The 20,706-nt window shown below is 41.5% G+C and carries 11 protein-coding genes; 9 read left to right on the plus strand and 2 right to left on the minus strand.

Features of this window, described 5'->3' with window-relative positions; all coding sequences use genetic code 11:
* The coding region (locus tag V7K55_RS10775) for an AMP-binding protein (protein ID WP_334830997.1) at positions 1 to 460 on the minus strand (460 nt) is incomplete at its 3' end.
* A 180-nt stretch (positions 461 to 640) separates the two neighbouring features.
* Between V7K55_RS10775 and V7K55_RS10780 the strand changes: the two genes are divergently transcribed.
* On the plus strand, positions 641 to 1,783 hold the full coding sequence (locus V7K55_RS10780) for a BMP family ABC transporter substrate-binding protein (RefSeq protein ID WP_334830999.1): 1,143 nt from the start codon (positions 641 to 643) through the stop codon (positions 1,781 to 1,783).
* 162 nt (positions 1,784 to 1,945) lie between these two features.
* On the opposite strand, the gene V7K55_RS10785 is transcribed toward V7K55_RS10780, so the two are convergent.
* Positions 1,946 to 2,068 carry a hypothetical protein gene (locus V7K55_RS10785; RefSeq protein WP_334831001.1) on the minus strand — a complete coding sequence of 41 codons (123 nt, stop codon included), beginning with the start codon at positions 2,066 to 2,068 and terminating at the stop codon, positions 1,946 to 1,948.
* A gap of 317 nt (positions 2,069 to 2,385) precedes the next feature.
* On the opposite strand from V7K55_RS10785, the gene V7K55_RS10790 reads away from it, so the two are divergent.
* The 8 genes from V7K55_RS10790 to V7K55_RS10825 all read left to right on the plus strand — a co-directional run bounded on the left by V7K55_RS10790 (position 2,386) and on the right by V7K55_RS10825 (position 20,557).
* A complete protein-coding gene (locus V7K55_RS10790) occupies positions 2,386 to 2,664 on the plus strand; it encodes a hypothetical protein (protein WP_334831003.1) in 279 nt (92 codons plus the stop codon).
* A gap of 811 nt (positions 2,665 to 3,475) precedes the next feature.
* Entirely contained in the window at positions 3,476 to 5,563 is a 2,088-nt protein-coding gene (locus V7K55_RS10795) for a patatin-like phospholipase family protein (RefSeq protein ID WP_334831005.1), read from the plus strand.
* A gap of 24 nt (positions 5,564 to 5,587) precedes the next feature.
* Positions 5,588 to 6,766, plus strand: coding sequence for a 2-isopropylmalate synthase (locus V7K55_RS10800; RefSeq protein WP_334831007.1), 1,179 nt, complete (start codon positions 5,588 to 5,590; stop codon positions 6,764 to 6,766).
* Positions 6,750 to 7,832, plus strand: a complete 1,083-nt coding sequence (locus V7K55_RS10805) for an isocitrate/isopropylmalate dehydrogenase family protein (RefSeq protein WP_334831009.1) — start codon at positions 6,750 to 6,752, stop codon at positions 7,830 to 7,832. The genes V7K55_RS10800 and V7K55_RS10805 overlap by 17 nt, the downstream gene beginning before the upstream one ends.
* Entirely contained in the window at positions 7,829 to 9,538 is a 1,710-nt protein-coding gene (locus V7K55_RS10810) for an aconitase/3-isopropylmalate dehydratase large subunit family protein (protein ID WP_334831013.1), read from the plus strand. The genes V7K55_RS10805 and V7K55_RS10810 overlap by 4 nt, the downstream gene beginning before the upstream one ends.
* A gap of 173 nt (positions 9,539 to 9,711) precedes the next feature.
* Positions 9,712 to 10,104, plus strand: coding sequence for a hypothetical protein (locus V7K55_RS10815; protein ID WP_334831015.1), 393 nt, complete (start codon positions 9,712 to 9,714; stop codon positions 10,102 to 10,104).
* 615 nt (positions 10,105 to 10,719) lie between these two features.
* A complete protein-coding gene (locus V7K55_RS10820) occupies positions 10,720 to 17,271 on the plus strand; it encodes an amino acid adenylation domain-containing protein (protein WP_334831017.1) in 6,552 nt (2,183 codons plus the stop codon).
* A 34-nt stretch (positions 17,272 to 17,305) separates the two neighbouring features.
* The gene (locus V7K55_RS10825) at positions 17,306 to 20,557 is read left to right on the plus strand and encodes an amino acid adenylation domain-containing protein (protein ID WP_334831019.1); all 3,252 of its coding nucleotides are present in this window, start codon (positions 17,306 to 17,308) and stop codon (positions 20,555 to 20,557) included.
* Positions 20,558 to 20,706 lie beyond the last annotated feature (149 nt).

A 20,706-nucleotide genomic window follows, 5' to 3' on the forward strand; every position in this document is an offset into this window, starting at 1 on the left:
GATCGTCAGACTGAGGCAAGGGGGCAGGGGGCAGGGGGCAGGGGGGAAGTTTCTCTTTGACTAATTCAAAGCTTAATGTGCCGTCAGCGTTTACCTTGGCATTAATCAGCATCATATTGGGTGCGATCGCGGCAATAGCTGCTTCTGGTTCCCCAGACAAGGTAATCAGTGCATCTGCTTGGGTATCTTCGTAGTAGAAGGCAAATTCTTCTTGCTTGTATTTGGGATTTAAAGGTGCAGCAGTGCCACACAGTGCGGCAGCCAAAAAGGTAATAGCCATTGGTGAACCGTTAGTCATGGCAATGGCAATGCGATCGCCCCGTTTCAATCCAAAGCTGTTGAGTTGAGATACCAATCCAAGAATATTCTCGCGCAATTGCTTATAGGTTAGCGATCGCCCCCCAGGTGTCACGAGGGCCAAATGATTGTCTTCCCCTGCTAAAAGCTCAAATAAATTCATTAAAAACCTCCAGATTAATAAAAAAATTATTCTGCTTTTGTATAATATCAACCATTATTTACTTTCTTTTGTTAGTCAGTTGACGGTAAAGAACAAGAGCTAAAATTAAGTCAATAGTGTGTCTGTCATAACTAGAAATTAGAAAAATATTTTTCAGCAACTAAACCCCATCGATAAAATATGGATCGTCGGAATTTTCTAAAGTATGTCACTTTAGCAGGATCTAGTTTTGCCTTAACGAGTTGCGCTCAAGGCAAAAATTCCAAATTACAGGGTGAGGTGTCTCCCTCAGCGTCACCTGTGGCGGTAAATGAACCCCTAAAGGTGGGATTTGTTTATGTGAGTTCTGTAGGTGATTTTGGCTGGACTTACGCCCATGACTTAGGACGCAGAGATATGGAAGCCAATCTTCAAGATAAGGTAAAAACTACCTTTATTGAAAATGTCAACGAAGATATTGACGCTGAAAGGGTGATTCGTCAACTAGCATTAGATGGTAATAAGTTGATTTTTACAACTTCCTTTGAGTACATGAACCCCACAATTAAAGTTGCTAAAGACTTTGGTGATGTTATCTTTGAAAACTGTGGGGGATACAAGCGTGCTGCTAACGTTGGCACTTATCTAGGACGCTTTGAAGAACCGCGTTACTTAACCGGTATGATTGCTGGCAAGATGACAAAATCAAATGTAGTTGGGTTTATTGGTGCATACCCAATTCCAGAAGTAATTCGGGGAATCAATGCATTTACTCAAGGAATGCGCTCAACAAATCCCCAAGCAAAAGTTAAGGTACTTTGGGTACAAAGTTGGTACAATCCAGCTAAAGAAAGAGAAGCCGCTCAAGCTTTAATTAGTTCAGGTGCAGATGTACTAACGCAGCATACCGACTCTGGTGCTGTTGTCCAATTAGCTGAGGAAAAAGGCATTTATGCTTTTGGCTACAACAGTGATATGAGTAAGTTTGGTCAAATAACCCACCTGACATCAGTGATTAACAAATGGGGCAAATTCTATACAGATAAAGCCTTGGCTGTAATGAATAATAGTTGGAAATCTCAAAGTGTTTGGGATGGGATTGCTGAAGGGATGGTGGATATTTCCCCGATGAATCAAGCGATTCCTGCGGATGTGCAACAACTGGTGAATGCAAAGCGCGATGAATTTATTCAAGGTACTGCACATCCTTTTGATGGGTTAGTAAAAGACCAAAAAGGGGTAGTGCGAGTACCACAGGGTAAGGTGTTGGACGATCGCGGACAACTAGCGATGGATTGGTATGTCGAGGGAATTGAAGGGTCGATTCCCAAAATAAAATTATAGCCAGCAATTCAAAATCACCGTTAGCGATCGCGTAGCTTTCTTCCCCATCAGAGCAAGCGGAATCAAAGAGGTGGATCGCTAGAAGTTGAGATTGTTTCTCTATGAGACGCACTCGCGTTCGTCGTTTTTCCTAGCTATATCAGCCTCAAAAACCTTTGATATCTACCAGTTAGTCAGAGAAGGAGCTTTAGCTAGATAAGAGTTAGACCTTGCTAGAAATAATTTACAAACTGCGATCGCAGATTTGCAAGCAGCCGAAAAACAAGTTGCAGCAGGGATGTTCATTGGAATGAGTAAGGTACTACTCTATGCAATTGTGCATACTATTACAAGAGGTGAAGATTAAGTTGAAACTTTGGGAACCACTGAGACAATATACATATAGGACTCGTATTTGATTTTTGAACAAAATTAGGTATTGTAGGATGTGTTAGAACGAAGTTCGTAACGCATCCTTATCAAGGGTTTGGTGCCGTACTCTCCTTGCTAAGGTCGCTCAAGTCGGGAAACCCGCCCACACGACTCGCTCCCCTACGTATCTTTTCAGAAATCAAATCGGATTCCTCTAGTTCACCAAAGTTATAAGCATTGGAGCAAAGCAAATGAATGCTAGACTGATCGCTTTTTCTGGCTTTGTGACAGCATTTGTAGGTGCAGGAATAGGTTTTATTGCTGCTGGTTTATTTCCTTGCCCTTACACGAGTCAAATGTATCAAAATTTGGAGCAAAAATACGCCTTTGTGGGTGCAGTTGCTGGTTTGCTGATTGGTTCTAGTCAGGAAATTATTAGAGAACTCAAGCAAGAACGCGATGCCGAAGAAGACTTGCTCCGGGATTTGAACAAAGCTATTCACTCAAGTACAGATCAAAAACATTACTGATCTGTACTTGAGTGAATAGCTGTAATCTTATGCACAGAGGAAAATAAATTTCCCGATCGCTGAATTTGGAAAACCTCGCTCCTATTTCTCTGCCTTCGTCGGCTAGCTAAAGCGTACAAAAAGGGCTGAAAGTGCCAAGGACGAGTCAAGATGGAAGATCGAGAATCGCAAGAATCGGTTTGAAGCCGGATTTTTTCAAAAATCAAATAGGAATCCTATATACACTGCTCTCTATGCAAGTCAATTGGCTTGTATAATTGCGATTTGACATAGGAGAGTTGATGCGTTAACCAGAATAGAACGTTGCATTACACGATTCAGATGTCTACGTTTAAAATGAAATAGCTCTGCTGTACAGGTTTGGAGTTTTAAACCGGGAATTAGTTCAAACTCCAGTCATAAAAAGAATTGCCGAACTTAGCTGCAAAAAATTTACAGATTCTCATTATTATTTTTTAAATATTTTAATAACCCATTTAACTGTCTTAACTGTCTTAACTGTCTTAACTTTTAACTATCTTAACCGTCTTAACTGTCTTAACTGTCTTAACTGTCTACTTAATTATTGAATTATCTACTTTTAGCTGCTATTGCATTTTTTTGATAAATCTGAGACTATTTACAAGGCTAGTTTATATACCTTAAGTAAAAACTAGCTAATTAACTTTATATCCTCGAAGTTTCAAAAATTAAAATCATTAGTTTACAAGCTTAAAAAGCTTACACTCTAAAATAGTAAAATCTAAGATTGATTGTATTATTAGTATTTATCCGAGATTAGATTTAATTAATTTGTGGAGATTAAAATATTGTGGCAAATGATGTATATAGTCAATCAGTGATTACATTTGACGGGAAAGATGATTATATCGATTTTGGTAAAAATGATTTTGGTGGTGTTTTTGCTCAGGGAAGTACCGCCTTTACGATTTCGGGATGGGTGAATCCTCATAAGTTAACAGATCGAGCCACTACTTATGGAACGCATAATGTTTTTTTTGCTCGTTCTTCAGATCGATACAGTGATAATTTTGAGTTCGGAATTAGTGAATTAGGGAACCTAGATGTATACATTGATGAGAAAATTGACAACGTTCTCAAAACCTTTGGCAATGGAGAATTAACTATCGGACAATGGCACTTCTTTGCCATTGTTTTTAATAAGGGTCAACTGACTATATATCTTGATGATAGTGAGTATTTTGGCTATTGTACAGGTGACGCTTTAAACAAAGCAACTAGTTCTGTAACTCTGGGCGCAACTTTACACAATCAAATATATTTCACAGGACAATTAGCTAACATTAGCGTCTGGAATTATCCCTGTCCCCCAGTGGAAATCCAGAGTCATCGCTATCAGCCTCTAGTTGGAAATGAAGCCGGATTAGTAGCTTATTGGAAATTAAATGAAGGACAAGGGACAACTGTAAAAGACCAGACAGCAAATGCCCATAATGGAACCTTGCGTGGCAATCCTAGCTGGGATTTAGCAGAAATTTCATTAGGAACTGCACAATTATTGAATAGTGAAACAGCTAGTAGTTCGGAAGTGGAAAGCCAGTCGATTGTAGAGATTATTGCTGCTGAAGAAACTGCTAATGCGGTATTGATTGAGGTTCCTCCCGTTGAAGTTAGCGGAGTATCTCCGACAGAAGAAGGAAAAGCAAAAAAAGGGACAAAGAGACAAAGCGAAAAATCTACCAACATTTCATCCCGTATAATTCCCCAAATAATAGAGAAAAAAGCCGAAGAAGACCAAATTAGGGAAAACAAAGTTGCAGTCAATACTCAACAGCAACCACAAACATCAACTCAGGAGCGATCGCAAAAAACTATGAATACTAAAGCCAATCCCAAATACAAAATACTTGCCATTGATGGAGGCGGTATTCGAGGCATTATCCCCACAATGATCCTGGCAGAAATTGAAAGGCGGACACAAAAGCCGATTTTTAGTTTGTTTGATTTAATTTCTGGCACTTCTAGCGGCGGAATTCTGGCACTTGGATTAACTAAACCAAAATTAAATTTAGACGTACCTGATAGCCCACCCACCGCCCAATATAGTGCTGAGAATCTCCTGCAAATATATATTGAGTATGGGGCTGAAATATTTTACGAGCCATTCTGGGAAAAAGTACTCGGTCAGATAGAAGATATATTTGTTCAACCAAAATATTCTTCGGAGGGGAGAGAAGAAATTATCAGGCAATATTTTGGTGATACTTCTCTAGAAAATAATCTCAAAGAAGTTTTTGTAACTAGCTACGATATCGAGCAGCGAATTCCGATATTCTTTACCAACAAGCTAGAAAAACAACAGACAGAATCGAAAAAGTTCCGCAAGTTATGTGCGGGTTTTACGCTCACCGATGCGGCATTGGCAACTAGTGCAACTCCAACTTATTTCGCTCCCTATCGTGTTTCTAGTTCCCATAATCCCAACGGCTTTTATACTTTAGTCGATGGTGGAGTAATCGCTAATAATCCAGCTAATTTGGCTATTCTAGAAGCGCAAATTAGTAGACAAGAAAACAAACAAGTCCTGAATATAGAGGATATCTTATTAGTATCATTGGGTACTGGTTCTCTAACGAGTGTATATCCTTATGACGAAGTGAAAAAATGGGGACTATTACAATGGGCAAACCCACTGCTAAATATTGTACTTGACGGAGGAAGTGAAGTAGTCGCAGGAGAATTAGAAAGATTATTTGAGTCTAGCAACAAAGGTAATAAATCTTCTTATTATCGGTTCCAAACATTCTTAAAAAGTGAACTCGAAGCAATAGATAATGCCAAGCTAGAAAATATCCGGCAGTTACAACTTTTAGGTAACATACTCATCCAAGAAAAAAATCAAGAAATCGATGAGTTGTGTGAAATTTTAACCAAATAAATCTTAATATGAGAAATTAAAAAAATGGAAACCCTTCCCATCAAGATTTATGACGACACATTGCGAGATGGAGAACAGCAAGCAGGTCTATTTTTCTCTTACCCAAACAAACAAAAACTTGCCCATTTAATTGCCGAAACGGGAGTTCATGGAATTGACACTATGCCCTGTGTCTGCGAACAGGAAGCTGAACTAGTTAAAACATTAGTATCAGAAGGATTGGATAGTCAGATTTTGTCAGCTACCTTAATGAACAAGCAGTTTATTGATTTAGCCAAAGACTGCGGAGTTAAGCGGATCATCCTTTTCCATGCCGTTTCCGATCGACTACTGTTTTTACGAGATCCTCAAATCCGTCTGGTGAAAGAGTTTAAAGGGAAAACCATTGATGACAATATCCCCGCTCATGTCATCGATCAAATTCGCCAAAATGCTATCGATTTAATTGTCGAAAATTTGCATTATGCAACTGCGATCGCAGGATTGAGAGTAGACTTTGCAGCAGAAGATGCTTCTAGAGCCGATTTTGACTTTTTAGTGCAATGTATCCGCTCTTTTAGCCCTTATATTGAAAACTTCATTCTCTGTGATACGGTGGGGGTTCTCAGTCCAGAAAAGAGCTATATCTGGGTTAGCGACCTGCTCCAATCCACGACAGGGGTACCTTTCGGGGTACACTACCACAATGATATGGGCATGGCTCTCGAAAATACCCTCCAATCTCTCATGGCTGGAGCAATTTTAGTATCAGGTACATTTAGCGGCATTGGGGAACGTGCGGGAAATATTCCTATTGAGCAGGTATTGAATGGGTTACGAGTCCGCTTTGGAATTGAAGTCCAGGGTATAAACTATGAAGCGATCGCACCTGTGACAGATTACATTGAAAAATTAGGAGTTCGCCCAGCCCCCCCATACTCTCAAACTTCTCAATGGCATGAAACGGGGACTCATGTCAATTGTTTGTTTTCAGACCCCAACAGCTTTGCAATTTTTCCTCACGGCAATATAGACGTTGTATTTGGCAAATGGAGTGGAGTTAGTAATTTCCAATATCTGTTTGAAAAGCAAATGCAAAATCCTCAACCCAGAACGCAATACGAGAAAATGCGCTCAGTAATCAAATCTCTTGCTGTTGAGCAAGAACGTTATTTTACAGCCAACGAAGTATTGGAGTTATGGGAAAATGGGGTCTTTAAGTAAGCGATCCTATCGGATTGTTGGTATTCCAGGGGAAGGAATTGGGCCAGAAGTTGTGGAAGCTTCCTTAAAAATTCTCCAACATGTCGCTCAACTTGAGGGATTTACCTTACAGCTAGATTATGGTTGGCTTGGTGCAACTGCCTTGGAGCAGTTTGGTAGTTACTTCCCCCAAGCCACCGCTCAACTATGCGATGGAGCCGATGGGATTGTATTTGGTGCTGTTAGTCAAGGCGGATTACTAGAACTGCGAAAGCACTTCGACTTTTTTTGCAATCTTCGCCCCATCCGTAGCGTTGAAAGTCTCCTACATAAATCTAGTCTCCGACCAGAGAAAGTTCAAGGACTCGATATCTTGATCGTTCGAGAACTAGTCAGTGGCATCTATTTTGGGTCATCTGGACGAGCTTCAGATGACCAGGGAACTTACGGATATCATACGATGCGCTATTACGATGAAGAAATTCGTCGGATTGCTCGTAAGGCATTACAGCAAGCCCAAAACCGCCGAGGATTACTCACCGTAGCCCACAAAGAAAATGCCTTGCCCCATCTGCCCTGGACTCGTCTAGTAAAAGAAGAGGCAAGACAGTTTCCTGATGTTGTGATTGAACCAATGCTGGTGGATAACTTAGCCATGCAACTGGTTTTAAATCCGCAACGGTTTGATGTGATTTTGGCGGGAAATCTCTTTGGAGATATCCTCAGTGATATTGGCGGTGCATTAGTTGGTTCCATCGGCTTATTAGGATCTGCCAGTCTGAACGCTGACGGATTTGGTCTGTATGAAGCCATTCACGGTACAGCCCCAGACATTGCAGGTTTAGGAATTGCTAATCCCTTGGGAACTCTCGGAGCCTGTGTTTTAATGCTCCAGCAATGGGGAGAAGTGCAGGCTGCCCAACGGATTATTCAAGCACAAGACCGAATTTTAGCCAAAGGATACCGCACAGCCGATTTATCTCCTCAAGGAGAAGAAATTTTAGTCAACACTGAAACCTTGGTTAACCTTCTACTAGAAGAACTTTCGGTTGGGCAATATTCGGAATTAGGAGCTATCTATGCATGAGTAACGCAAATAAAGTTTTGCACCTGGGAGATGATATTAATACTGATGATATTATTCCTGCCAATCGGGCCACAACAGATGACCCGGAATATTTAAAACAGTATGCTTTAGAACACCTGATTGGTGAAGGTGAACTGCAAAAATACGATGTAATTGAAGCTGGAGAAAATTTTGGCTGTGGTTCCAGTCGAGAAGTTGCCCCCATTGCCATCCAAGCTGCGGGAATTAAGAAGATTCGGGCGCGATCCTTTGCAGAGATTTTTTATCGGAATAGTATCAATATTGGACTTTCCCTCGAAATTTTTGGGGAAAAAGAGCAAAATCCAGTAGTTGATGCGATCGCAACAGCAGGCGGGTTGATGGCTTTTAATCAGATGCGTCGTCATGGTCAGATTACCATTCCTCGCAGCCTGACATCTACTAGACCGATGACTTTAGTAGAAAAACTTTTAGCGAAAGCCTCCGGTAATTCTTACGTCAAACCGGGAGAGGTGGTTTTTGCCCAAATAGATTTAGCATTATCCCATGATGCTGTAGCCGGCCCTGTAGCTAAAACATTTTATAAACACTTTGGAGAAGGGGCAAAGTTATGGGATTCCCAAAGGGTGGTTTTGGTAGCAGATCACTTTATCCAAATTAACGACATCCGTCCAGATAACAAAGCCCATCTGATGTATGAACAGATGGTTAAGTTTGCCAAAGACCAAGGATGCCACTTATTTGATGTGGTTTCCCCAGGGGAAGCAGCTGGTATTTGCCACGTTTTACTCCCAGAAAAAGGATTTGTCCGGCCGGGAATGGTGATTGCTGGTACAGATTCTCATACCTGCACCTACGGGGCATTAGGAGCCTTTTCTACGGGCGTAGGTACGACAGATATGGCGAATATTTATGCCACAGGGGATATGTGGATTCGGGTTCCCCAAACCCTAGTATTTGAATTGTCTGGAATCTTACCTTCTAAAATCAGTGCCAAGGATATTATCCTATTTATCTTAGGACAAATCGGCTGTGCTGGCGCTACCAGTAAGGTAATGGAATTTAGAGGCTCAATCCTCACCCAACTACCATTTGATGAACGGTTGACTCTCGCTAATATGGCAGTTGAGTGTGGGGCAATATGTGGCTTAATTGTTCCTGATGAGGTGACACGTGAATATGTAAAAAATCGTAGTTCCCAAGAATTTGAAGAGATTAATGGGGATGCTGATGCTGAGTATGAAAGGATTTATCAATTTGACCTTAGCGATTTAGAACCGCAAGTTGCACGTCCCCCAAAACCCGATCAGGTAGTGGGTATTAGTCAGTTAGAGGATATTCCCATTACCAAAGCCTTCATTGGCTCTTGTACCGGCGGAAAACTCTATGATTTGGCTCAGGCTGCGGAAGTTTTGAAAGGTCGCCAACTGGCTGACGGTGTAAGCTTGTTTATAGTACCTGCAACCATTGAAATTCGAGATCAAGCTCAGGAGTTGGGCTATCTTGATATTTTTGAACAAGCGGGGGCGCAGATTCTCAAAACAGGTTGTGGGGCTTGTATCAATTCTGGATTGGGAGTTTTAGCAAAAGAAGAAACAGGCATTTATGCAACCAATCGCAATTTTAAAGGACGCAGTGGCGATCCAACGGGCAAAAATTATTTAGCCTCACCAAGAACAGTGGCTATATCTGCTGTTAATGGAAAAATTAGCGATCGCTTGAATTAAAAACTGAACTTTGAGATCGGGGTAAATTCAAAAAATATTAACCCAATGCGATCGCTAATGACTCTTATCTAGTTTAGTCTAGATTCTGAGATAGGTTTCTTTATTTACAAAGACTCTATCTTTTACCCTTAGTCATTTATTAACCAACAGTATAAGGATTTTAGGTAATTACAATGGACGAAATCGTTAAGAAGTTGGCTGGTCTGGGTCTTCCTGGTGTAATTCTTGTGGTTCTAACAGTCGCATCAGGAGGTAGTTCTGCGGCTGTTGCAGCTGCCATCACAGCATTAGGAGGGCCTTTTGGCATCGTCGGAGGTATAGGATTGCTTGGTTTAATAACCGTTCTGGGAGATACTGTAGCGGGATATGGAATTGAAGCTATTCTTAAGGCCATTTATACAGAACGGAGCAAAACCGAATCAGTGAGATACCTCCTCAAAGAAATTAAAGATTTACCCATTTCAGAGGAGCTAAAACTGAAATTGAAAAATGAACTTAGCCCAGAGGTGATTATTGATACTGAAGAGTATAACCAACCAAAAACAGTTGAAATTGTGGATGAATAATTTCACTATTACATTCGGTGAAATGCCTAGTTGAATGGCACTAAGTTAAAGGATTATTTCCTTTCGCTGACAAGATTTACTAAACACTCAATTGCTGTGAATTAAAGAAGATGACCTCTAAATACGGTTCGGTTAATACTTCTGACAAACTCCCTAAAAAAAGGGGGCTTTTAAACCTGTCTTACCTCATTTTCAAGGGTTTATTGCAGGGAAAGGGATCTTAACCGAACTTTATTTGATCGTCTTTGAGTACAATTTCAACGAATTAAACCCTAAAAGGACATAACTCCCAGTCATCTAAGGGACTTCCAAGGAATAAATTATTCCAAAAAACGAACGAACCACAGAGACGCAGAGAAGCCAGTGCGTTGCGGGGGTTCCCCCCGTTGTAGCACCTGGCGCAACACAGAGAGAGGAGAGATTAAGAAGATTTTTGCGTCAGTTTTGGAATATTTTTTTATTTGGAAGTCCCTAAATAGACTACTAGTACCGCAAGGCGTAATTCGTAATTCGTAATTCGTAATTAATTGTTTGCAAGGGTTTCAGACATTTAAAATGGGTGGTTTATTTAGCCGTGCTGTACTAGGGTAATATTGCAATTTATATACTAAGTTTATGGAAGAAATTATCATCAACTCTACTCAGTCTATTAATAATTCTGCTTTAACTGAGCAAGAACTATACAAAATATTAGTTGAATGGAATGATACTACAATAGATTACTCTAAACATCTGTGCATACATGAATTATTTGAAGCACAAGTAGAAAAAACTCCAGAGAAGATTGCTGTTGTTTTCAAAGAGCAACAACTAACTTATCAAGAGTTGAACTACCAAGCCAACAAAATCGCACATTATCTACAAAACTTGGGTGTAAAACCAGAAGTGCTGGTAGGGATTTGCGTTGAACGCTCCCTAGAAATGATTGTAGGAATGTTGGGCATCCTCAAGGCGGGTGGAGCTTATGTACCACTAGATCCAACCTATCCTAAAGAGCGTCTATCGTTCATGCTTTCAGATTCGCAAGCGCAGGTAGTATTAACCCAAGAAAAATTTGTTGAAGGGTTGACTGCAAGTGGTGCAAAGTTGCTTTGTGTGGATAGTGACTGGGAATCTTTTCAACGAAAGAGCAATGAGAATCCTAGTAGTGGGGTTGCACCAGATAATCTGGCTTATGTAATTTATACATCAGGGTCAACGGGAACACCCAAAGGCGTGCTGATTCAGCATCAAGGCGTGTGTAATCTCATCCAAGCACAAATAAAACTGTTTGATGTACAGCAAAATAGCCGTGTTCTTCAATTTGCTTCTTTCAGCTTTGATGCTTCAGTTTGGGAAATGTTCATGGCTCTGTGTTCAGGAGCTAGCCTTTACATTGGAACTCAAGATTCCTTGCGCCCAGGAACAGATTTAATTAAATTTTTGCGCGAGCAATCAATAACTCAGATAACACTACCACCCACAGCACTAGCAGCGTTGCCAATAGAGGAATTGCCAAACTTGCAAACTCTTATCGTCGCTGGAGAAGCTTGTAATCCGAAACTGATAGCTGAATGGTCAAAAGGGCGGCGCTTTTTTAATGCTTACGGGCCAACGGAATCAACAGTCTGTGCCACAGTAGCAGAATATACTGGCGACACTCAACTGACGATTGGCCGAGCGATCGCTAATACACAAGTTTATATCCTCAACAACCATCAGCAACCAGTTCCAATTGGCACTCCTGGCGAATTGTATATTGGTGGCGACGGCTTGGCCAGAGGCTACCTAAACCGCCCAGAGTTAACCAAGGAAAAATTTATCTCCAATCCCTTTGCAGAAGCAGAAGGGAATAGATTATACAAGACTGGTGACTTAGCCCGCTTCTTACCAGATGGCAACATTGAGTTTTTGGGGCGAATCGATCATCAGGTGAAGATTCGCGGCTTCCGTATTGAATTAGGAGAAATTGAGGCGCTTTTGAGCCAACATTCGGATGTGCAGCAGGTAGTGGTAATCGCCCGTGAAGACATCCCTGGTGATAAGCGTATCGTCGCCTATATTGTTCCTAACCAAAAACTTGATGTGAGCGCCACTACCCTTAAGCGCTTTCTTCAAGAAAAACTGCCCAGCTATATGGTGCCAGCAGCTTTTGTAATTCTCGACTCCTTGCCCCTTACTCCCAATGGTAAAGTCGATCGTCAAAATCTTCCAGCTGGCGATCGCACACGTCCCGATCTTGAAGAAACTTTTATCGCACCTCGTAACGCCACTGAAGAAACACTCTTCAGCATCTGGGCTAAGTTACTGGGACTTGAGCAAATAGGAATCGATGACAATTTTTTCAATTTGGGGGGTCATTCTTTAATAGCTGCTCAGATTCTTTCCCGCATCCGCGAAGGTTTCCAAGTCGAGTTATTCTTTCACCATATCTTTGCCAATCCTACCATAGCGGGTCTAGCTGGGCTGATTGAACAGCACAGCCAACTCAAGCAACAATTGCAACGTCCCGCTATGGAACCAATTTCACGTTCGGGATACTTGCCTGCTTCTTTTGCTCAAGAGCGAGTATATTTCATCCAAGAAGTAGCTCCTGAAACTACTGCCTACCAAGCTCAGGTAACTCTCCGATTCACTGGGAAACTTGATGTAGCAGCATTACAGCAGTGCCTCAGTGAGATTGTCCGACGGCATGAAATTTTCCGCACAACTTTTCCGGCAGTAGATGGACGGTTATTTCAGGTAATCCATCCACACCAACCAATTAAGTTAACAGTAGTAGACCTCCAGACATTTCCTGAGTCTGAGCAAGAAGCAGAAATTCAGCGCCTATTTGATGCAGAGGTGCAAAAGCCTTTTTACTTAAATCAACTGCCGTTAGTTAGGTGGTTATTGTTGAAGTTAAGCGAACAAGACCATATTTTGATCCATATCGAACATCACATGGTTCATGATGGTTGGTCTTTCAACAACGTGTTCTTGAATGAGTTTGTGAAACTTTATCAAGCCTTCTGTTTGGGTAATCATTCCCCATTACCGGAATTAACCCTCCAGTTTGGAGACTATGCTCATTGGCAGCGAGAGTGGGTTAAAAGCCAGGAAGCCCAAGCTCAATTAGCCTATTGGCAACAACAGTTATCCGGCAGTCCGCCTCTGTTGGAATTACCTTATGACCGCCCGCGACCAGTAGAACAAACTTATAACGGCGCTCAAGTCAGGGTAGAGTTACCCATTAGCTTGTGCAAATCCTTGAGAGTTCTGAGCCGTCAAGAGGGAATCACCTTATTCATGACGACGCTGGCAACTTTTTTAGTAATTTTGCACCGATACACCAGACAAGACGATCTCTGTTTAGGGACAGCTGTTGCCAATCGGCGGATGCGCGAGACAGAACAATTAATTGGCATGATTGTCAATAATTTAGTTTTACGCACCGATTTGTCTGGAAATCCCACATTTCGGGAATTACTAGGTCGAGTCCGCCAAGTAAGTTTAGAAGCTTTTGCTAACGAAGATTTACCCTTCGATAAGGTTGTGGAAGTTCTGAAACCAATACGGAACCTGAGTTATAATCCCTTGTTTCAAGTGATGTTCAGTTTCCATGATTCTCCCCAGCCAGACTTAACTCTCCCAGAGTTGAACATCAGAACTAATGTAGCCCTCAGTAACCAATCAACAAAGTTCGATCTTGATGTAGTTCTAATCCCGCAACATGGTGGGGAGAAGGGAATTAGTGTTATTTGGGAATATAACACTGACTTATTCGATGCTGCCACAATCCAGCAGATGGCAGAGCAGTATCAAACTTTACTAGAGGGAATTATAGCTAACCCAGAGCAGCGAATTTCCGAATTACCACTGTTAACGCCGACTCAGCAGCAATTATTGCTGGAGTGGAATCAGACTCACAAAGAGTATCCTGCTAAAGAGTGTGTGCATGAGTTATTTGAGGCTCAGGTGGAGTTAACTCCCGATGCTGTGGCGATTCAACAAGCAGGTCAAAAGTTAACTTACCGCGAATTGAGCGATCGCGCCAATCAATTAGCCCACTATCTCCAAAGTTTAGGAGTCAAAACAGAAACGCTGGTTGGTATCTGCGTTGAACGTTCTCTAGAGATGATTGTCGGTTTACTTGGTATTCTCAAAGCCGGGGGTGCATACATTCCCATCGATCCTGCTTATCCCAAAGAACGATTGGCTGACATTTTAGAAGATACGCAACTGAGCATTTTGCTGACTCAAGAAAGATTTCAGGAAAAATTAGCAGATTATGGCGGAAAAACGATCTGTTTAGATAAAGACTGGGGAATAATTGCTCAACAAAATACAAGCAATCCAATTTGTGACGTTCAACTTGATAACCTAGCCTATATTATTTATACCTCTGGTTCTACGGGAAAACCCAAGGGTGTAATGGTTGAACAGCGATCGCTAATAAATTTCGTCATCACTGCCACTCATGAATATGGAATCAATGCAGACGATAATATTCTCCAATTTGCGTCTATTTGCTTTGATACATCCATTGAAGAAATCTTTCCTTGTCTTTTAGTCGGTGCAACATTAGTACTGCGTACCGAAGAGATATTGCACTCCAGCGATGAGTTTTGGCGATGTTGCCGAGAATGGCAGTTGACTGTTTTGGATCTTCCTACAGCGTATTGGCATCAATTAGTAGCAGAACTTACCCGTGAAGACTCCCGAATTCCTGAAAGTCTCAGGGTTGTGATTATTGGGGGAGAAGAAGCTCAACTAGAAAAAGTGAAGCATTGGCACAGTAGTATTGCTCATTTTTCTCAGCCGCCGCAATTATTTAATAGTTACGGGCCAACGGAAGCAACGGTTGTAAACACCCTAGATTGCTTAACCCCAGCAGCCACCTCTGTTAGCATTGGACGACCTATCAGCAATGTTCAGGTTTATGTTCTAGATCGATATCTGCAACCAGTGCCTATAGGAGTTCCCGGAGAACTGCACATTAGCGGAGCAGGTTTAGCTAGAGGATATTGGCAACGCCCTGAACTCACATCTGAGAAATTTATTGAGAATCCATTTTACAATCCAAAATCCAAAATCCAAAATCCAAAATTATATAAAACTGGCGACCTAGCACGATTTCGCGCAGATGGCAACCTAGAATATCTCGGTCGAGTTGACGATCAGGTGAAGATTCGCGGTTTCCGCATTGAGTTGGGAGAAATCGAAACAGTGTTGCGTCAACATTCACAGGTGTTTCAGGCTGTCGTTATTGCCCGTAAAGACATCCCTGGACAAAAACGCCTTGTGGCTTATGTTGTTCCGCACAAACAGCAACCAAATGCTGATGAACTCCGCCATTTCCTCAAGCAAAAACTGCCTAATTATATGGTTCCCTCGGCTTTCGTGCTGCTAGAGGCGCTGCCGATGACACCCAACCGCAAGGTAGACTACCGCGCCCTACCAGCCCCCAACTTTTCGCGGAGTGTAGAAGATAACTTTGTTGCACCCCAAACCTTGATAGAAGAGAGATTAGTGGCCATTTGGTCAGAAATCTTAAGACTAAAACAGGTTGGCATCCACGATAACTTCTTTGAATTGGGTGGAGATTCAATTCTCAGCATTCAGGTAATTTCTCGTGCCAATCAAGCGGGAATTCAAATTGCTCCCAAACAGCTATTTAAATACCAAACTATTGCTGAGTTAGCTGCTGTGGCGGGTATGACTCGCCAAGTTAAAGCTGAACAAGGATTAGTTACTGGCAAAGTGGCGCTGACACCGATCCAACATTGGTTTTTCGAGCAGAAATTGCCCGAACCTGATTACTTTAACCAATCAGTGTTGCTAGAAGTGCCGCCAGACTTGCAACCAGAGCTATTACAGAAAGTTGTGCAACAATTGTTACTGCATCACGATGCTTTGCGTTCGTGCTTTGCACGTCTCCCCTTGGGAGAATCGCAGTTTGTGCAAGAAGGGGAAAACTGGCAGCAGTTTAACACCGCTACTCAAGAACTAGTGCCATTTAGTGTTATCAATTTGTCGCATCTGTCGCCAGAAGAACAACAAACAGCGATGAAAGCTGAGGATACTGAACTCCAAGCTAGTTTGAATTTATCTATCGGAGCGATCGCGCGAGTGGTGCTGTTTCGGTTAGGCAACGATCGATCTGGTCGGTTACTATTCATCATCCATCATTTAGTAGTAGATGGCATTTCGTGGCGAATTTTGCTCGAAGACTTGGCTACAGCTTACCAACAAATCAGCCGTGGTGAAGCGATTAAATTACCAGCCAAGACAACTTCCTTTCAATATTGGAGCGATCGCCTCAGAGAATACGCAAAATCAAAGGCGATATCAGATGAGTGGAATTACTGGCTAAGTGAGTCTAGTTTCAAAATTACCGCCTTACCAGTAGACTATCCTGCAAATAAAGAAAATAACACCATAGCCTCAACCGCTACTGTGTCACTTTCTTTAAACGAAGAACAGACTCGCGCCCTCTTGCAGGATGTACCCTCTGCCTACAATACTCAAATTAATGATGTGCTGTTGACTGCCTTAGTGCAAAGCTTTGCCCAGTGGACGGGAGAACGTTCTCTGCTTGTTGATTTAGAAGGACATGGACGGGAAGACTTATTTGAAGATGTGGATTTGTCGCGGACTGTGGGCTGGTTTACTACCTTATTCCCCGTTAGCTTACAGCTAGAAGAAACTGACCATCCTGGAGAGGTCTTAAAGTTAGTTAAAGAACAACTGCGACGCATCCCCAACCGAGGCATTGGCTATGGTGTGTTGCGATATTTGCATCAGGATGACACAATCCGCACGAGACTAGAGAGTTTACCCCAAGCACAAGTAAGTTTCAACTACCTTGGTCAGTTCGATCGGGTGCTGACGGCATCTGCTGTATTGGGTTTAACTCAAGAATTCAAAGCTGAACAGAGTTTACTTAATCAACGCAGCCACCTATTAGGCGTAAGCGGACTAATTCGCGCCGGAAAATTGGAGATGACTTGGGCTTACAGCAAGAAAGTCCATAAACAAGACACCATCGAGCATTTAGCCCTTGGGTTTATAGAGGCATTGCGATCGCTCATTACCCACTGTCAATCCCCTGATGCGATCGGTCATACACCTTCAGACTTCTCAGCAGCCAGACTCAGCCAAAAACAGCTTGACAAATTCCTAACCAAAATCAATAAAAAAAAGTAGTCATTTGTCCCTCAATCCCCAATCCCCAATTATCATGAACAATATTGACGATCTTTATGAACTTTCGCCCATGCAGCAGGGGATGCTGTTTCACACGCTTTATGCGCCAGAATCGGAAATTTATTTTGAGCAGTTGCTTTGTATTCTCCAAGGAGAATTAAATTTTTCTGCCTTTGAGCAAGCTTGGAAGCAGGTTGTAGCAAGGCATCCAGTTTTACGCAGTTCTTTTTATTGGGAGGAGATAGAAAAACCCTTGCAAATGGTGAGTAAGCAAGTGGATCTTCCGTGGGAAGTACTGGATTGGCGGAATTTCACAGCCGATGAACAACAACAGCATCTAGAGGATTTTTTGAAATGCGATCGCACAAAAGGATTGGTTCTTGCTGAATCTCCCTTAATGCGCTTCACTCTGATTTATCTAGAGAAGCAAACTTATCAATTTATTTGGAGTCATCATCATATCCTTTTTGATGGCTGGTCGATGCAAATTATTTTGAAAGAAGTTTTAGCTTTTTATGAGGCTGATCATCGAGGCGAATCTTTACGCCTTAAACCTTCTCGTCCTTATCGAGATTATATTCATTGGTTACAACAACAGGATATTGCTCAAGCAAAAAACTTTTGGCAAAAAACTCTTCAGGGTTTTGAGGCTCCTATCTTAATTGGGAATAGGGAACAGGGAATAGGAAATAGTGGACAGGAAACATATAATGAGGAATGTTTCCAGTTATCTCAAACGGTAACTGAAAAGTTGCAATATGCTGCTCGACTACACCATTTAACTTTGAATAATTTGGTGCAAGGTGCTTGGGCATTATTGCTTTCCCGCTACAGTGGAGAAAGTGATGTGGTTTTTGGTGCAACTGTATCCGGCCGTCCACCGAATTTTGAAAATGTAGACTCGATGGTGGGGTTATTTATCAACACCCTCCCCATCCGCTTACAAATCGATGGCAAAACAGAATTATTGTCCTGGCTTAAGCAGTTACAAACTCAACAATTTGAACAAGAACAGTATGCTTATTTTTCCCTAGCAGAAATTCAAAAAATAAGTGATGTTCCTGCCGGGATGCCATTGTTTGAAAGTATTCTAGTATTTGAAAACTATCCGCTAGATTCTACTGTCCAAAAAACTAAAAAATCTTTAGAAATTAGTGACATCTGCTGTTTTGAACGGACGAATTATCCTCTAACGGTGGTTGTGAATCCTCAATCACAATTGTCTGGAAGGATTGTTTATGATACCAAGTATTTTGAGCAACAGACAATTGCTCGTATCATTGGACATTTCCAAACACTGTTAGCAGGGATGGCAGCTAATTTACAACAATCTATTTCTCAAATATCCATGCTCAGTGCAGCCGAAGAGAAAGAATTAGTGCTGCAAGAAAATCATCAAAATATGGATTCTATTGAATATAAATGTATTCATATTTTATTTGAAGAACAGGTAGAAAAAACCCCTAATGCAGTCGCAGTTATATATGAAAAAGAACATTTAACTTATCGGGAGTTGAATAACCGCGCCAATCAATTAGCCCATTATTTACAAACGCTGGGAGTTAAACCAGAAGCACGGGTGGGAATTTGTGTCGAGCGTTCGTCGGAGACGTTGCCGAAGGCATCGTTTTTAATGGTAATAGGGATACTGGCTATCCTTAAAGCGGGTGGCGCTTATGTACCGCTAGATCCTGTTTATCCTTCTGAAAGATTGGCGTTTATGCTGGAAGATGTGCAGATACCCATCTTACTGACACAGAATCATTTACAACATAGACTTCCAATCCATAACCAAATTGTGGTTAATCTGGACTCGGATTGTCCAGTATTTTCTACTCACAAAGAAGATAATTTGTCAAGTCAAGTTAATCCAGAAAACTTAGCTTATATAACTTATACCTCTGGCTCGACAGGCACACCAAAAGGAACAGAAGTTCCCCATCGTAGCTTCATTGGTTTTATGTTTGGGGTTGATTACATTCACCTTGATGCAGAGCAAATTTGGCTGCAACATTCATCAATTTCATGGGATGCATTAACTCTAGAACTTTGGCCGCCTTTGCTTTATGGTGGACGTTGTGTGCTTTACCCAGACAAAATCCCTACACCTGAGAAATTAAGCAAAATTATTCAAGAGCAAAAGGTTAACATCCTGTTTCTAACTACCGCCCTTTTCAATCTGATGATTGACACCATGCCAGAGGGATTGTTAGGAGTTAAACAACTGCTGTTCGGGGGAGAGTCTGTTTCTGTACCTCATGTTCGTCGCGCCTTAGAACTATTACCAGAAACACAACTTATTCATGCTTATGGCCCTTCAGAATGTACAGTATTTACCTCTTGTTATCCGATTCCCAAACAACTTGCTAAAAATGTCCATTCAATTCCCATTGGTAAACCCATCGGTGATAGAAAAGTTTACTTACTAGATGGAGATTTACACCGGGTTCCGATTGGGGTTACTGGAGAACTTTATGTAGGTGGGGCGAGTGTTGCAAGAGGTTACTTAAATCAACCAATATTAACTCGTGAAAAATTTATTTCTAATCCTTTTATTGAGGGAGATACACTTTACAAAACTGGAGATTTAGTCCGCCGTCTCCCTGATGGAAATCTAGAATTTTTGGGACGAATTGATACACAGGTGAAAATCCGAGGTTTTCGCATTGAATTAGCAGAAATTGAAGCAGTTTTAAATCAAAATTCTGACATTAAACAAACCGTTGTCATGATGCGGGAAGATGAACGGGGTAAAAAGTATTTAGTAGCTTATCTCGTTACTAAAGACAATCAACTAACGCCTAGTACTCTACGAAACTTCCTGAAGACAAAGCTGCCCGATTACATGATTCCGACGGCGTTCGTATTTCTGGAAGCATTACCTTTTACGCCTAATGCTAAGATAAATCGCCGTGCTTTACCTATTCCAGATACTTCTCAAAGACGTGTAGATATTGATTTTGTTGCTCCTTCTACACCAACTGAACAAGAATTAGCCACGATTTGGGCTGAAATTCTACGATTAAATAAAATTGGAATTCATGATAACTTTTTCGAGTTGGGAGGACATTCTTTACTGGCTACTCAAGTTATTTCCCGATTAAAAGAAGCCTTTTCTGTAGATTTCCCCCTGCGTTACCTCTTTGAAAACCCGACTATTGCTGAACTATCTCAAAAAGTAATTGTTCAACAAATTGAACAAGCAGAGAATGATGCTTTAGCAGAGATTTTGGCGGAAGTGGAAGAATTATCAGAGGTAGAAGTGAGGCGGCAATTACTGTTATGAGTATTTTTTAAACGCAAAGGTACGCCGAGGCAACGCAAAGGTACGCAGAGTATTTATATAGAGAATTGACGAGAGATTAATAAAATATTGTACTTCTTATCTCTCTGTGTTCTCTGCGTCTCTGTGGTTCGATTTAAATAATTTTTAAC

Origin of the sequence: Nostoc sp., from assembly GCF_036919895.1 — a bacterium.
Classification (GTDB): domain Bacteria; phylum Cyanobacteriota; class Cyanobacteriia; order Cyanobacteriales; family Nostocaceae; genus Nostoc.

What these genes read in the sequence shown, in the direction of transcription:
- V7K55_RS10780 (WP_334830999.1), top strand. Translation starts at nt 641, where the DNA reads ATGGATCGTCGGAATTTTCTAAAGTATGTCACTTTAGCAGGATCTAGT.
- V7K55_RS10785 (WP_334831001.1), bottom strand. Translation starts at nt 2,068, where the DNA reads ATGAACATCCCTGCTGCAACTTGTTTTTCGGCTGCTTGCAAATCTGCG.
- V7K55_RS10790 (WP_334831003.1), top strand. Translation starts at nt 2,386, where the DNA reads ATGAATGCTAGACTGATCGCTTTTTCTGGCTTTGTGACAGCATTTGTA.
- V7K55_RS10800 (WP_334831007.1), top strand. Translation starts at nt 5,588, where the DNA reads ATGGAAACCCTTCCCATCAAGATTTATGACGACACATTGCGAGATGGA.
- V7K55_RS10805 (WP_334831009.1), top strand. Translation starts at nt 6,750, where the DNA reads ATGGGGTCTTTAAGTAAGCGATCCTATCGGATTGTTGGTATTCCAGGG.
- V7K55_RS10810 (WP_334831013.1), top strand. Translation starts at nt 7,829, where the DNA reads ATGAGTAACGCAAATAAAGTTTTGCACCTGGGAGATGATATTAATACT.
- V7K55_RS10815 (WP_334831015.1), top strand. Translation starts at nt 9,712, where the DNA reads ATGGACGAAATCGTTAAGAAGTTGGCTGGTCTGGGTCTTCCTGGTGTA.
- V7K55_RS10820 (WP_334831017.1), top strand. Translation starts at nt 10,720, where the DNA reads ATGGAAGAAATTATCATCAACTCTACTCAGTCTATTAATAATTCTGCT.
- V7K55_RS10825 (WP_334831019.1), top strand. Translation starts at nt 17,306, where the DNA reads ATGAACAATATTGACGATCTTTATGAACTTTCGCCCATGCAGCAGGGG.